At 65.1% G+C, this 13,285-nt stretch carries 16 protein-coding genes; 11 read left to right on the plus strand and 5 right to left on the minus strand.

The genetic code is table 11. From position 1 onward, the window contains the following. Window positions 1-78 precede the first annotated feature (78 nt). Window positions 79-1,152 carry a 4-hydroxyphenylpyruvate dioxygenase gene (gene hppD / locus VEA80_RS10110; protein ID WP_325060609.1) on the minus strand — a complete coding sequence of 358 codons (1,074 nt, stop codon included), beginning with the start codon at window positions 1,150-1,152 and terminating at the stop codon, window positions 79-81. Between the two features lie 107 nt (window positions 1,153-1,259). Here hppD and VEA80_RS10115 point away from each other — a divergent pair, with 107 nt between their 5' ends. Together VEA80_RS10115 and VEA80_RS10120 are read left to right on the plus strand one after the other, a co-directional pair. Beyond that, window positions 1,260-1,685 carry a MarR family winged helix-turn-helix transcriptional regulator gene (locus tag VEA80_RS10115; RefSeq protein ID WP_325060610.1) on the plus strand — a complete coding sequence of 142 codons (426 nt, stop codon included), beginning with the start codon at window positions 1,260-1,262 and terminating at the stop codon, window positions 1,683-1,685. 228 nt (window positions 1,686-1,913) lie between these two features. Beyond that, window positions 1,914-2,408: a hypothetical protein gene (locus tag VEA80_RS10120; RefSeq protein ID WP_325060611.1), complete on the plus strand. Its 495-nt coding sequence runs from the start codon at window positions 1,914-1,916 to the stop codon at window positions 2,406-2,408. A 4-nt stretch (window positions 2,409-2,412) separates the two neighbouring features. Here VEA80_RS10120 and VEA80_RS10125 read toward each other — a convergent pair whose 3' ends face one another. After that, complete coding sequence (locus VEA80_RS10125) at window positions 2,413-3,633, minus strand: PQQ-dependent sugar dehydrogenase (protein ID WP_325060612.1); 1,221 nt, start codon at window positions 3,631-3,633, stop codon at window positions 2,413-2,415. Between the two features lie 125 nt (window positions 3,634-3,758). Here VEA80_RS10125 and VEA80_RS10130 point away from each other — a divergent pair, with 125 nt between their 5' ends. From VEA80_RS10130 to rpoN, 6 genes are all read left to right on the plus strand, one after another. Further along, entirely contained in the window at window positions 3,759-4,385 is a 627-nt protein-coding gene (locus VEA80_RS10130; RefSeq protein WP_325060613.1) for a toll/interleukin-1 receptor domain-containing protein, read from the plus strand. A gap of 2 nt (window positions 4,386-4,387) precedes the next feature. Continuing rightward, entirely contained in the window at window positions 4,388-5,167 is a 780-nt protein-coding gene (locus VEA80_RS10135; RefSeq protein WP_325060614.1) for a hypothetical protein, read from the plus strand. Between the two features lie 43 nt (window positions 5,168-5,210). Next, entirely contained in the window at window positions 5,211-5,864 is a 654-nt protein-coding gene (gene lptC / locus VEA80_RS10140) for an LPS export ABC transporter periplasmic protein LptC (RefSeq protein ID WP_325060615.1), read from the plus strand. After that, complete coding sequence (locus tag VEA80_RS10145) at window positions 5,861-6,412, plus strand: LptA/OstA family protein (protein WP_325060616.1); 552 nt, start codon at window positions 5,861-5,863, stop codon at window positions 6,410-6,412. Before lptC ends, VEA80_RS10145 begins: the two co-directional genes overlap by 4 nt. A gap of 40 nt (window positions 6,413-6,452) precedes the next feature. Beyond that, window positions 6,453-7,220 (plus strand): LPS export ABC transporter ATP-binding protein, encoded by a 768-nt coding sequence (gene lptB / locus VEA80_RS10150; protein ID WP_325060617.1) that lies wholly within the window; start codon window positions 6,453-6,455, stop codon window positions 7,218-7,220. Between the two features lie 229 nt (window positions 7,221-7,449). Then, a complete protein-coding gene (rpoN, locus tag VEA80_RS10155) occupies window positions 7,450-8,928 on the plus strand; it encodes an RNA polymerase factor sigma-54 (RefSeq protein WP_325060618.1) in 1,479 nt (492 codons plus the stop codon). Between the two features lie 28 nt (window positions 8,929-8,956). Here rpoN and VEA80_RS10160 read toward each other — a convergent pair whose 3' ends face one another. Beyond that, window positions 8,957-9,469, minus strand: a complete 513-nt coding sequence (locus VEA80_RS10160) for a hypothetical protein (RefSeq protein ID WP_325060619.1) — start codon at window positions 9,467-9,469, stop codon at window positions 8,957-8,959. Between the two features lie 435 nt (window positions 9,470-9,904). On the opposite strand from VEA80_RS10160, the gene VEA80_RS10165 reads away from it, so the two are divergent. After that, window positions 9,905-10,540: a glutathione S-transferase family protein gene (locus tag VEA80_RS10165; RefSeq protein WP_325060620.1), complete on the plus strand. Its 636-nt coding sequence runs from the start codon at window positions 9,905-9,907 to the stop codon at window positions 10,538-10,540. Between the two features lie 77 nt (window positions 10,541-10,617). Here VEA80_RS10165 and VEA80_RS10170 read toward each other — a convergent pair whose 3' ends face one another. Continuing rightward, on the minus strand, window positions 10,618-11,136 hold the full coding sequence (locus VEA80_RS10170) for a hypothetical protein (protein WP_325060621.1): 519 nt from the start codon (window positions 11,134-11,136) through the stop codon (window positions 10,618-10,620). Between the two features lie 192 nt (window positions 11,137-11,328). Beyond that, the gene (locus tag VEA80_RS10175) at window positions 11,329-11,679 is read right to left on the minus strand and encodes a YbaN family protein (RefSeq protein ID WP_325060622.1); all 351 of its coding nucleotides are present in this window, start codon (window positions 11,677-11,679) and stop codon (window positions 11,329-11,331) included. Window positions 11,680-11,807: 128 nt separating this feature from the next. Here VEA80_RS10175 and VEA80_RS10180 point away from each other — a divergent pair, with 128 nt between their 5' ends. Next, a complete protein-coding gene (locus VEA80_RS10180; RefSeq protein ID WP_325060623.1) occupies window positions 11,808-12,263 on the plus strand; it encodes a hypothetical protein in 456 nt (151 codons plus the stop codon). An 824-nt stretch (window positions 12,264-13,087) separates the two neighbouring features. After that, window positions 13,088-13,264, plus strand: a complete 177-nt coding sequence (locus tag VEA80_RS10185) for a hypothetical protein (RefSeq protein WP_325060624.1) — start codon at window positions 13,088-13,090, stop codon at window positions 13,262-13,264. Window positions 13,265-13,285 lie beyond the last annotated feature (21 nt).

A 13,285-nucleotide genomic window follows, 5' to 3' on the forward strand; every position in this document is an offset into this window, starting at 1 on the left:
TTGTCTGTCATGTTGCTCACGCGCCCCTCCGGCTCGCTCCGCTCGCCACCTCCCCGCGCTGCGGGGAGGACAAATATCTCAGCTCGCCTTCAGCACGCCGCGCTTGATCTGATCGAGTTCGATCGACTCGAACAGCGCTTTGAAATTGCCTTCGCCGAAGCCTTCATTGCCCTTGCGCTGGATGAACTCGAAGAAGATCGGGCCGATCGCGTCCTTGCCGAAAATCTGCAGCAGCAAGCCCTGCCCTTCGCTCGGCGCGCCGTCGATCAGGATGCGGCGCTTGCGCAATTCCTCCACCGGCTCGCCGTGGCCCGGGAGGCGCTTGTCGATCAGATCAAAATAGGTCTCGATCGTGTCCTGCAGCTCGACGCCGCGTTCGCGCAGCCGATCGACCACGGCGTAGAGATTGTCCGTGCCGAAGGCGAGGTGCTGGATGCCTTCGCCCTTGTAGCGCTGCAGATATTCCTCGATCTGGTCGACCTTGCCCTCTTCGCCCTTCGACTCGTTCAGCGGGATGCGGATCTTGCCGTCTGGGCTCGTCATCGCTTTGGAGAAGAGGCCGGTGACTTTGCCTTCGATGTCGAAATAGCGGATTTCGCGGAAATTGAAGATGCGCTCGTAATACTCCGCCCACTTGGCCATGTTGCCGCGATAGACATTGTGAGTCAGGTGATCGAGATAGGTGAGGCCGATCTGGTTCTTCTTCTCGTCCGCGCCCGCGATCGGTTCGAAATCGACATCGTAAATCGTCTCGGCGCCATAGCGGTCGACGAGATAGATATAGGCGCCGCCGATGCCTTCGATCGCCGGAATGTGGAGCTCGCCCGGTCCGACCGGCATCTGCACCGCCTTCGCGCCGCGCTTCACCGCGTCTTCCAGCGCGACCTTCGCGTCCTTCACCCGGAACGCCATCGCGTTGGCGCTCGGCCCGTGCGCCTTGCGGAACTCGGCGGGCTGCCCCGCCGGCTCCATGTTGAGGATGAAGTTGATGTCGTTCTGCTTGTAGCGGACGACGTTCTTCGAACGGTGTTTGCCGACGGCGGTGAAGCCGATCTGCTCGAAATACGCGGCAAGCTTTTCTGGTTCGGGCGAGGTGAATTCGACGAACTCGAACCCGTCGGTCCCGAGCGGATTTTCGAACAGATCGGCCATGGCGTTTCCTCGCGAGCTTGCGTTTGTCTTGGATTTAGTTTCATCTGCAACTAATGGCAAGCGCGAAGCGGAAACCCTCGCTCCAAAAGTCTTCCGGGGAACTCCTGGTGTTGGAGAAGTTCCTGCCCTATCGGCTGTCGGTCCTGTCGAACCGGATCAGCCGCGCCATCGCCGCGCGCTACGCCACGGCGTTCGACCTCACCATCCCCGAATGGCGCATCATCGCCGTGCTCGGGCGCACGCCCGGTTTGACGGCGAAGGACATCGCGCAGGCGACCGAGATGGACAAAGTCGCCGTCTCACGCGCGGTGCAGCGCCTGATCCGCTCGAACCGCGTCGCCGCCCGCGCCGATGCGGAGGATGCGCGCAGGCAGCTGCTGTCACTGACCCGCGACGGCGAAAACGTGCACGCGCGCATCGCGCCGATTGCGCTGGAGAGCGAGCGGAAATTGCTGTCGGCGCTGGACGGGCGCGAGCGCGCGCAGTTGGACGCGCTGTTGGATCGGCTGCTGGCCGCGGCAAAGCGGCTCTGACAGCCGCTCGCGCGGCGCCGATTGCAGCACGCGCGGGAACCCTGCCGCTGCGCTGTCGCTTACACTGATGCGTTCCAGCAACACCGGAGAGTTCCGATGCGCTCAAGCAAGCTCATCGCAGCAAGCACGGCTGCGCTTTGCGCCGCCCTAATGGCGGCATGTTCGTCCACAGCGACCACAGAAACGTCGGCGACCGCGCCGTCGACCTCGTCCTCGGCCGCAGCGGCTGTGGACACCGACGGTCAATACACGGATGCGCAGCTGCAGGCGTTCATCGCCGCCCGCCGCGAGATCGAACCGATCACGCAAGGCTTCGCCGCACTTTCCCCTGAGCAGCGCACGGAAGCCACCGCGCGCATCCGCGCCATCATGGAGCGGCATCAGGTCAATGCGACCACCTACGATGCGATCCAACGCCAGATCGGAACGGATCAGGCGCTGGCGCAACGCGTCACGACCCTGCAGGTCGCCACCGTGACCGACGCGAGCTTGCGCGCGTTCGTCGTGGCGAGCCGCGAAATCCAGCCGCTGACCGCGAATCTTTCCGCGGCTTCAGAAGCGGAGGGCAACCAGATCTCCGCCCAGATCGGCGCGATCCTCGCCCGGCACAATATCGACTCGAACCTTTACAACGCCATCGCGCTCGAAGCGCAGACCAACCAGGCGCTCGCCGCCCGCATCGCCGCCGTGAGCCAGCCAAGCGGGACGCCGCAGGGCGACTAAAGGTTCAGCGCTGCGGCGTCAGCCGCAGCAGCCGGCCGTTGTCTTCGTCGGTAACGATCCAGAGCGCGCCATCGGCGGCTTCAGCGACGTCGCGGATGCGGCCGACTTCGCCTCTGAGCAGACGCTCCTCGGCGGCGACGCGCTCGCCGTCGAGTTCGAGACGCACGATCGTCTGCGTCTCCAAACCTGCGATCAGGAGATTGCCGCGCCAGGGGAAGAGATCGCCGCGATAGAACAGCATGCCGCCCGGCGCGATCACCGGGTCCCAATAATAGATCGGCTGCTCCATGCCGTCGCGCACGGCGACGCCGCCGTTCACGGGCGAGCCGTTGTACTCCTCGCCGTACGAAATCACCGGCCAGCCGTAATTGCGGGCGGCGCGCACGATGTTGACCTCATCGCCGCCGCGCGGGCCGTGTTCGACAATCCAAAGCTCGCCCGTTTCGGGATGCAGCGCAGCGCCCTGCACGTTGCGATGGCCGTACGACCAAATCTCCGCGCGGGCGCCGGCGCGGCCGGCGAACGGATTGTCCGCGGGCGCCGACCCGTCCGCGTTAATGCGCACGACCTTGCCGATGTGGGTCGCATTATCCTGCGCCTGCTCGCGCGACTCGCGCTGCTGGCGATCGCCGAGCGTGACGTAAAGCCGGCCATCGCCGTCGAACACCAGGCGCGATCCGAAATGGCCGCCAGAATCCCACGCCGGCTGCTGGCGGAAGATCACCTGCACGTTCTCCACACGCGTCGCATTTGCGTTGAGCCGCCCGCGAGCAACGCTCGTCCCGTTCGCGCCGCCGCCGCGGGCCTCCGCATAACTCCAATAGATCAAGCGATCACTTGCGAAGTTCGGACTGAGCGCGACATCGAGCAGACCGCCTTGGCTGCGCACCAGCGCTTGCGGCAATCCCGACACGCGCTGCGACGCGCGCCCGTCCGCGCTGATCACGCGCAAGCGGCCGGCGCGCTCCGTCACCAGCAACCGCCCGTCCGGCAAAACTTCGATCGCCCACGGATGCTCGAGCCGCGCGGCGATTTCCTCCACAGCGATCGCAACGTTCGATCGCGCTTCGGGCGCGCGCGTTTGTCCTTCGAACGCGGGCTCGAAGTCGGTGTTTGCGGCGCCCTGCTCTACCGGTGCGCCGGCGCGCTGCGCGGGCTGTCCGTTGGTCTCGCCGCTGCACGCGACGAAGGCGAATGTGGCAAACAAAAGGTAAGCGCGTCTCAATTCAGAACTCCCGTCTGTGGGGAACGAGTCACGGCTGCGTCAGGCGCCTGGCGAAGGCGCCGTTTTCCCTCGACCCCTACTCTTGCCTCGCGGTAACATTCAGGTCCGCAGTCTGAGGGGACCGCTTGAGCGACATCTTCGTCTCCTACTCACGGCTCGACCGCGAGCGCGTGAAGCCGATCGTCGATCGGCTGACTTCACAGGGTTACTCTGTGTGGTGGAGCGAGCACGCGCCAGGTCAAGCGTTCATCGATCAAGCACAAGCCGAACTCGATCAGGCCAAGGCCGTGCTGGCGATCTGGAGCAGCGAGGCGCGCAACTCCGTGTGGGTCAGCGCAACGGCCGCGCACGCCTGGGATCACAACAAGCTCGCCCAGGCGCGCATCGATGCGGTCGACATTCCCCCGCCTTTCAACGCGCTGCCGGTCGCCGATCTGCGCGGCGCCGGCGAGTGGGGCCCGCTGGGCGACGCGCTCGAACGTATTGTGCGCGACGGAACACAGCCGGCGGCGAACGATGCGCCCGCGCTCGGCGCCTTGGCCGCGCCGGAAGCGGCCGGCGTGCCCAAGGTCGTCACCATCGCCGTCGGCACGACGCTCGCGGCGTTCACTGGCGCGATGACGGCCGCCCTCAACGGCGCGATGACCAGCGGGCAATTGCAGGTGGCGCTCACCGGCATGCTCGGGGTCGGCGCCATCTGCGCCGCGATCAGCGCGCACCGCCTCTTCGTCACGCGCCGGGCGGGAGGCTGAGCGTGAAGCGGCCCATCCTCAGCGCCTTCATCAGCGGCGTGCGCGGCATGCTGTCGGCGCAGCTCTTCATCAGCGTCATCGCCATCGCCCTGGCGGCGTGGACGCTCACGGTGACGAACGGCCTCATCCGCGAGCGCGACCGATTGCGCGAGCGCGTCATCCAGCTCGAAACATCGATGGCCGAACGCGGCGTGGTCGCCCCGCCCGCGCCCGCCGTCGTCGACGCCCCCGTCGCCGGCGAAACGCTCTATCCCGGTTCGATCGGCGAGCTGGCGGCGATCGGCGCCGCGTCCGCTGAAGTGCCCGTCGACACACGCGCCGAAGCGCCGGGACGGCCGCCGTCCGGCAGCCGGCTCAACATCGGCCAAGTGCTCGGCGATTTGTTCGCGCCGCCGCCGCCGATGCGGCTCGTCGTCCTGCACGTGCGCGACGGCGCCGATATCGCCGCCGCGCAGCAGGTCGGCGCGCAGCTGCGCGAAGCCGCGAACGTCGCCGTCGCCGTCGACGTGATGACGCCGCGCGATCCGCGTCAGTCCGGCTACATCTATTTCGACGGCCGCCAGAACAGCGCCACAGCCGAGCTGGTCGCCGAATTCCACGACATCGCCCGCCGCGCCTCGATCGCGCCCTGGTCGGCGCAGCTGCGCGGCGTGGCGCTGCCGGCCGAAGGCGAGTACGCCGCCGACCGGCTCGACATCGTGTTGCCGCCGCTGCCGCCCCCGCCGCCGCCGGACCTGCCGCCTGCGGCGGTTCCGCCCGTATCCGCCGCCGCCCCGGGCTAGCCTTGCTTCCGCCCCCTCTCCGCGCGAAAAGCCCGGCGGAACCATGACCATGACGGCCGTCCACCACGCCGAGTTCGACTGGGAGCCCACGCGCGCGCTGACGCTGCGCAAGGCCCGCCAGCGCTCGCGCCTCATCGCCGTGCTCAGGCGCATGTTCGTGGCCGGCGCCGGCGCCTCGTTCGCGGCCGTGTTCGTGTTCATGGCGCTCTACGCCGTCGAGGGCGGCTTCAACGCCGGCCAGCTCAGCGCCGCCGAGCCGCTGCGCATGATCAACCCGCGCTTCACCGGCCGCAGCGAGAACGGCGGGCCCTACCAGCTCTCGGCCGAGGTGGCCGAGCGGCCCCAAGGCGAGAACCAGCCGATCGAGCTGATCTCGCCGGTCTATCGGACCGAAGCCGGAACGATCATGCTGGCCCCGCGCGGCATCTACGACGAACAGGCCGAAACCGTCGTCTTCGACGGCGAAGTGCTGTTCTCCGACACAGGCGGCAACCGGTTCACGACACCGAACATGTTCGTCGATCTCAACGCCGGCACGCTCACAGGCCGCGGCGGCGTCACCGGCGCCGGACCACTTGGCGTGCTCCAGGCCGACAGTTATGAATTGCGCTACACTGACCGCGCGCTCGTGCTTCGCGGCAACGTCCGGGGACAAATTCCGGATCGCGATCAACAGAATGGGGAGTCGCAGCCATGAGGCCCGCAGCGTTTGTTCTTGCCGCAGGGGCCTTCCTGCTCGCCGCCGCGGCCAGCGCCCCGGCGCACGCCCAGCTCAGCGAAGGCGGCGGCCCGGTCTCCTATTCGGCCGATAACCTCGAATATATCGACGCCGAGCGACGCCTGGTGCTGACCGGCGACGTCGACATCGTCCAGAATGACGCGCGCCTCCGGGCCGACCGCATCACCCTTTTCTTCAGCCAGTCCACCGGCGGCGGCCAAGGCGGCCAGCAAGGCCTCGGCGCCGGCGACATCCAGCGCATGATCGCCGAAGGCGAGGTCTATTACGTGCGCCCGGCGCAATCGGCGCGCGGCAACCGCGCCGTCTACGAAGTCGCCAATGACAGCGTCACCTTCACCGGCAACGTCGTCGTCGCCTCCGAGGAGAACGTCATCCGCGGCGAGACCTTGGTGCTGCAGATCGGCTCGCGCCGCACCACCATCCGGCCGACGCCCGGCCAGCGGGTCCGCGGCGTGTTCGTGCCCAGCGAGGGCGCCAACCGGAACCAGTCCGGCGGTAACCGTTGAGCGCCAAAGCTTCACGAAATCTTAGCGGCGGATGGGCGATATGAGTCCTGAGGGCGCTGCAAGCCGTTCGGCCAAGTCTGAAACCGCTCAAGGCGGCTTAGGCGCGGTCTCGATCGGGAAATCCTATCGCGGCCGCCGCGTGGTTCGGGACGTTTCCGTCTTCGTGAATCGCGGCGAAGTCGTCGGTCTGTTGGGCCCCAACGGAGCAGGCAAAACCACCTGCTTCTACATGATCACGGGGCTCGTACGCGTGGACCAGGGGCAAATCTTGTTGGACGGCCAGGACGTCACAACGCTGCCCATGTACCAGCGCGCCAGGCTTGGCGTCGGCTATCTGCCGCAAGAAGCGTCGATCTTCCGTGGTCTCACCGTCGAACAGAACGTGATGTCGATCGTCGAGCTGCATGAGCGTAACCACGCCAAGCGGCGCGAGTTCGTCGACGGCCTGCTAGCCGAACTGCGCGTGGATCACCTGAAAGACGCGCCCGCCTCCGCCCTCTCGGGCGGCGAACGGCGCCGGGTCGAAATCGCGCGGGCGCTGGCGACGCGGCCGTCCTTCATGCTGCTCGACGAGCCTTTCGCCGGTATCGACCCGCTCGCCATCAACGACATCCGAGAGCTGATCACGTTCCTCAAGCAACGCGGCCTCGGCGTTCTGATCACCGACCACAATGTGCGCGAAACGCTGCAGATCGTGGACCGGGCTTCGATCATGTTCGACGGCGAAGTGATGTTCGAAGGCTCGCCTTCCGAGGTGATGGCTTCGCAGGTCGTGCGCGAAAGGTATCTCGGCAAAGATTATCACTAGCGCGCGGAGAGAGGCACATGGCGTTCGCCGCTCCGCTATCGCCCCGCCTCCCCCTCGATGGGGGAGGTGTCAGCGTGCGCCAGCACGCTGACGGAGGGGGTGCGCGCGCCGCTGTTGCAAGCACGGCCTCACGAGGCGCAACCTTCGAGTGTTGCGGGCCTCACCCCCTCAGTCATCGCGCTTCGCGCGCTGACAGCTCCCCCATCGAGGGGGAGCAGGAGGTCGGCGCATGGCGATGACTCCGCGCTTGGAGCTGCGCCAGGGCCAGGCCCTGGTGATGACGCCGCAACTGCAGCAGGCGATCAAGCTGCTGCAGCTCTCCAACGTCGAACTGCAGGAATTCGTCGAAGCCGAGCTCGAGCGCAATCCGCTGCTCGAGCGCGAGGAAAACTCCGCCGAAGCCAAGAAGAACGACGACGGCGGCGACGCCCAGGCGCTCGAATTCGAAAGCGGCATGGCCCCCGCCGAAGCCGCGCTCGATGTCAGCGTCGCCGACATGGCGCCGGATCTCTCCGCCGGCGAACTGGCCGAAGCCGGCGCCGCCCCGCTCACCGACTGGTCGAAAGCCGGCTCCGGCAAGAGCTTCGACGATCTGCCCGGGATCGAAGAGACGCTGAGCAGCGATCTCACCCTCGCCGAACACTTGGACGCCCAGCTCACCGAAGCCGGCCTCTCCCCCATCGAGCGCATGATCGGCGGCGTGCTGATCGATGCGGTCGACGATTGGGGCTATATGCGCGCCGACCTCCTGGAGATCGCCGCCCGCATCGGCGCGCCCTATCCGCTGGTGCTGCGCGTGCTCGAAATCATGCAGGGCTTCGAGCCCACCGGCGTGATGGCGCGCGACATCCCCGAGTGCCTGGCGCTGCAACTGAAAGAGCGCGGCCGCTTCGATCCGGCGATGGAGAAGCTGCTCGCCAATCTCGACCTGCTCGCCAAGGGCCACGCCGAGCGGCTGCAGACGATTTGCGGCGTCGACCGTGAAGATCTCGCCGACATGATCGCCGAAGTGCGCGCGCTGACGCCGAAGCCCGGCGCCGGTTTCGGCGGCGGCGCCGTGCAGTCGGTCGCGCCGGACGTCTACGTGAAGCAGGCGCCGGACGGCACGTGGCTGGTCGAGCTCAATTCCGACACCATGCCGCGCGTGCTGATGAACCAGCGCTATTACGCGACGGTGTCCAAAACCGCCAAGCGCGAGGAAGACAAGCTCTTCCTCACCGAATGCGCGCAGAACGCCTCATGGCTGGTGAAGAGCCTCGACCAGCGCGCCAAGACCATCCTCAAGGTCGCGCGCGAAATCGTGCGCCAGCAGGACGGCTTCTTCGCCAACGGCGTCGCGCACCTCAGGCCGCTCAATCTGAAAACCGTCGCCGCCGCAATCGAGATGCATGAATCGACGGTGAGCCGCGTCACCTCGAACAAATATCTCTCCTGCGCCCGCGGCGTGTTCGAGCTGAAATACTTCTTCACCGCCAGCATCAACGCCGCCGACGGCGGCGAAGCCCACTCGGCCGAAGCCGTGCGTCACCAGATCAAGGGCCTGATCGACGCCGAAAGCGAGGCGGATATTCTCTCCGACGACCGCATCGTCGAAATTTTGCGCGAAAAAGGCATCGACATAGCCCGGCGCACAGTGGCGAAATATCGCGAGAGCTTGCGGATACCGAGCTCAGTTGAGCGCAAGCGGAAGCTGGCGAGCGGTATTTAGAGCGGCGACCGCTTTTCGCCGAGAACGGTCATTCTCGCTCGTACTGAATGCTCGTCCAACAACTATACAGATTTGCCGGATCAGCCGCGCGAAGTTCCATAACCATCGACCACGTTTCGCCCCACCCGCCTTCATCAGAGATTGGGTGGCTCTCCTTCGTTGCCGGATCGCTCTTGAACACACGCCAGATCGGAAGGTCCGTCGCTGCCTGCGACTCGAAGAACGCTTCCAGGAAGGTCGTGTACCAGGAGCAATCCATTCCAATGGAAGTTAGCGGCCCGTCGCCCGCAAGAAACACCAAGCCCCACGGCGAACGTGGGCCGAACCCTTGCTCGCAATAGGCAATGCCCGTGTTTGAAGGCGGGTGCTCAAGCACAGTCCAACACGGATATTCCTCGCCTTCGCGTCCGTAGCCCCATCCGCGTATGGTCATCGTCGGCGCTACCAGCAGAGACTTTGCAAACTGGATTACGCGGCTGTCGGTTAGCTGCGCCAATTCGCTCTCCACCATGGCATTGAGGGCCTGAGGCTCGATCGACATGGCTGAGACTTAAACCGCCTCGGCGGGCCGCGCCAATGTCCGCAAAGGGCCAAGAGCCGACTCTGAACAATTTTCGTCATTCCGGGGCATCGCGCAGCGATGAACCCGGAATCCAGGGGCGAGCGACGGAGCGGCGGCTCCTGGATTCCGGATCGCGCTTCGCGCGTCCGGAATGACGACGAACGTGATGCGACGTTGAAGGACTGAACTTCACTCGGCCGCGGTAAGAACCGGATGGCTCACCGCCTGCGCAGCGTAGGCCAGCGCCGCGGTGATATCGTCGGGTTCGAGTTCGTCGTTCCCGGCGCTCGGGCAACGCGCCTCAGGCCCTCCAGCCGCGCGCCCAACTCGCCCGTCACGGCGCCGCCTAAATCACGCATCGCGCGCAACGCGTCCGGGCGCTACACCATGGATCAGGAGCACAGGACAACCCACATGAGCGAACTGATCGTTTGGACCTACGACTGGGTGCCTGAAGGCCCGCGCGGCTTCGTGCGCGACTTGCGGCTGAGATGGGCGTGCGAGGAAGCGGGGCTTCCTTATGCCGTGCGCACCGTCCCGTTCGACGGCCGCGAGACCAATCATTTGGCGCGCCAGCCTTTCGGTCAGGTCCCGTTCCTGAGCGATGGCGAGATCGAACTGTTCGAGAGCGGCGCGGCGTTGCTGCATCTCGCCCGCAAAAGCGAAAAGCTGATGCCGCGCGATCCGGTCGGCGAAGCGCAAACGCTGCAATGGACCATCGCCGCGCTCAACTCGATGGAGATGGTGACGGTCCCCTGGTGGTTCCTCGAAGTGACCGGCGCGAAGGAGAACGGCCTTACCGGCTGGATGCAAAGCCGCCTCGATCACATCGAGCGCGTCTTGAACGAGCGGCACTGGCTCGCCGCCGACCGCTTCACCGTCGCCGACCTGTTGATGGCCGATGTGCTCCGCGTCGGCAAAGTGCGCGCCTTCGGCGATCGCCCCGCGACGGAATCCTACATCACGCGCATCACGGAACGCCCCGCGTTCAAAAAGGCCCACGCCGATCAGCTCGCGCACTTCGCCGCCGCCGACGCCGCGCGCGCGTAGTTCTGTTTCTGGTGCTGCGATCACGCGGGTGCGCTGCTGCGACGGCTCTACGCCTCGGCGCTGTAGCAGCAACTCGGCTAGGTATCGATTGTGCCGGAAGAAATGCGGATCGAACGTACGCGGCCTGCGTCGATTTCGAGAGTAATCAAATCGCCGAAAGGCCAAAGACGATCTCGTCTAACAACATACCTGACGGCGTAGGGATGGATTTCGGACAGCGCGCAGAACTCTTGCAGGCTCCTTGCATGGTGCAATGAGGTTTGCGCTCGGGGATAAAAAATCGCCCGATGCTTTCTGCGCACGTTCTCCGGAACGTTGACCGCGTCCAGACCCGCGTATCTAAAGCGCGGCACCGATGATCCCCGACAGAGTATGTCGAACACCTCCTGACTCGTCGCTCCGATCCTAAACTCGAGATAGCCACCGGAGACGATCTGACAATTATAGGTCAAGGCCAGCCCAGGACACGGCAGACCACTCTCTATGTCGCTCGAAAATTGTGCGCTTCGTTCTTGGAAGTAATCGTGCGCGGCGAGTGCCGTCGCCACGATTAGCAACAGACCAAGCAGCCCAATGCTCGCGCTCTTGCCGATCATGACGGCATCGTAGCCCAGACTCGCTTTTTCGTCATTCCGGCATTCACTGAAGCTCGAAGAGCGAAGGCGGATGAGCCCGGAACCTCAGGGCGGATAACGGAGCGGTCGCCATGGATTCCGGACCGCGCTGCGGGCGTCTGGAATGACGAGGGTATAATCGGGGCGCCTGACCAGAAATGACGCCGTTCAAGTTCAGCTAGGACGGGTCCAGACAAAGGCAGCGCAGAGCGCCAGAAACACAGCCGCGGCGGCGAGCGCCCACGCGTTCGCGCCAGTCAGCGCAAAAGCCCCGAAGCCCGCAGCCATGCCGATGCTGGCCAATATCTTGGCCGGCAGCGCGATGGCGCCGCGCTCGCGCCACGCCTGCACCGGCGCCGCGATGAACGGAAACGACATCAGCCATTTTTCGAGCCGCGGGCTCGCATAGGCGAAGCACCCCACGGCGACGATGAAAAACACCGTCGACGGCATCAACGGCACAAACGCGCCGATCACGCCCAGCCCCAGGCAGATCAGCCCCAGCAACAGGGCGAAAAGGCGCATCAAAGTCCGGCGCATCGGCTGCAATATAGCGAGGCGAGCGTAAGAGCCAGTTAGCGGGTGACGTCATCCGGCGGATGGGATGTTCGATATGTTTGGAGGATCGGCTATGAGGATGACGGAGATCGCGGATGCCCTCTGAGCCCTCCCCAAATTGGCGTGAGTTCGAAATCGAAGAATCCGGGACTGCCGGCGGACACTGTGATTGTTGCGGAACGACTACGAAGCGCGTCTGGGGATTCGTCCGGCGTGCTGGCGAACCTGTCGGCGCCTACTTCGTCGCATGGACCGAGGGAAGACCTGATCACGGCGCCAAGTTCGATCTCATTCTTGGGAAATGGGGAGAGTCCGCGCGCAAGCAGGATCGATATTCGACCGCGTTGGACTTTCGCCTGGTTGATGGGTCGCCTCAATTCATGGTCGTCGATGCAGAAAGACGCGTGACATCTCAAAGTCCGCTCGTCGGCGCCCCCCTGCAACGAACCGAGGTGATTGGAACGCCGATCGCGGCGCATGTCTTCGCCGTGGTCGATGCGGTCTATATGTCCGACGGCGTCGAAGAAGTGCGAAGTTGGAGCGCCGGCTAGAGCATGCTTCGGGCTACAGCTAACGTCTTCGCGCTCTCGGCGAACGCCGAATAGGAGGATTGGACCGCCCGCTATCCTCCTATTTTCGGCCCACGCCCGCGCACCGTCAGCTCCGCTTTTCGCCGGTCTTTCAACGGCGATCGCCTGTGCGGTCCCGGCAACTCGTACTTTTTTCGACCGAATCAATCCGACCGCGCCCAAATAGCCGTAGAATGTCTCTCGTCCGCACACGGGAGATTTCGAAGACGTCCGAAACTTTGGAATGTGCAGACAGCGGCCGGCGCGGCAGGCGTCGCTTCGATGCGAGGAGCAATCTTAGCATCGTTGAGAAAGTCCGCGGACGTGGGATGTCGAGAGGGCCTTCGCAGGAGGTACGACGCTTTCCAGGTTCGTCGGGCGAAAGCGAACGACGTTTGCACTGCCTTCGGGGCGTGAAACCGAAGGGTCCAGGATTCATCGGAGAATCCTGACGCGCTGAACCGGCTCGTGGCCATAAGGAGCCAAGGCCCCTGCATGCTTTCCATGCTGGTGCGCCACAAACTCCTGGTCGCCAATCCGGGAATAACGGCCGACGAACGGGGCGCGTGGACCGCGCACGGCTGCTCGCAAGAGCAGCACTAGAACGACCTCCGGCGCGCACCACGCGCCCCGTCTCCCTTCTGTCGGGATTCGGTTATCGGGACTCGGTTATCGGGGCGTCGCCAGGGGATGCGCGCCGATGCTGACGCGCGTCCCGAGGCCCGATAACCGAGCCCCGATCACCGCCTTACCATTCGCGCGCCGGCGCGTTACTAACGAGAGCAGCGATTCACGGGAGGCCGAACGTGAGCGAAGACATCGACGAAGTCGAAATCGAAGAAGAATGGGACGAGACGCTGATCGACGTGCGGCGCTTCGCCGTCGAGCAGGCCGTGCTCATGCGCAGCCCCGGCGAGTCGCTCGACCAGATTTTCGAACGCGCCAGCCGTATCGTCGAATACATCGCCTACGGGCGCGGCTGAGCGGCTTTCGGCCGCCATTCG

Source organism: Vitreimonas sp., assembly GCF_035627415.1.
Lineage (GTDB): Bacteria > Pseudomonadota > Alphaproteobacteria > Caulobacterales > Aquidulcibacteraceae > Vitreimonas.

Bases quoted from the DNA above. Each gene is read 5' to 3' on its own strand.
- hppD (WP_325060609.1), bottom strand. From the start codon at position 1,152: ATGGCCGATCTGTTCGAAAATCCGCTCGGGACCGACGGGTTCGAGTTC.
- lptC (WP_325060615.1), top strand. From the start codon at position 5,211: ATGACCATGACGGCCGTCCACCACGCCGAGTTCGACTGGGAGCCCACG.
- VEA80_RS10145 (WP_325060616.1), top strand. From the start codon at position 5,861: ATGAGGCCCGCAGCGTTTGTTCTTGCCGCAGGGGCCTTCCTGCTCGCC.
- lptB (WP_325060617.1), top strand. From the start codon at position 6,453: ATGAGTCCTGAGGGCGCTGCAAGCCGTTCGGCCAAGTCTGAAACCGCT.
- rpoN (WP_325060618.1), top strand. From the start codon at position 7,450: ATGGCGATGACTCCGCGCTTGGAGCTGCGCCAGGGCCAGGCCCTGGTG.
- VEA80_RS10160 (WP_325060619.1), bottom strand. From the start codon at position 9,469: ATGTCGATCGAGCCTCAGGCCCTCAATGCCATGGTGGAGAGCGAATTG.
- VEA80_RS10165 (WP_325060620.1), top strand. From the start codon at position 9,905: ATGAGCGAACTGATCGTTTGGACCTACGACTGGGTGCCTGAAGGCCCG.
- VEA80_RS10170 (WP_325060621.1), bottom strand. From the start codon at position 11,136: ATGATCGGCAAGAGCGCGAGCATTGGGCTGCTTGGTCTGTTGCTAATC.
- VEA80_RS10175 (WP_325060622.1), bottom strand. From the start codon at position 11,679: ATGCGCCTTTTCGCCCTGTTGCTGGGGCTGATCTGCCTGGGGCTGGGC.
- VEA80_RS10180 (WP_325060623.1), top strand. From the start codon at position 11,808: ATGCCCTCTGAGCCCTCCCCAAATTGGCGTGAGTTCGAAATCGAAGAA.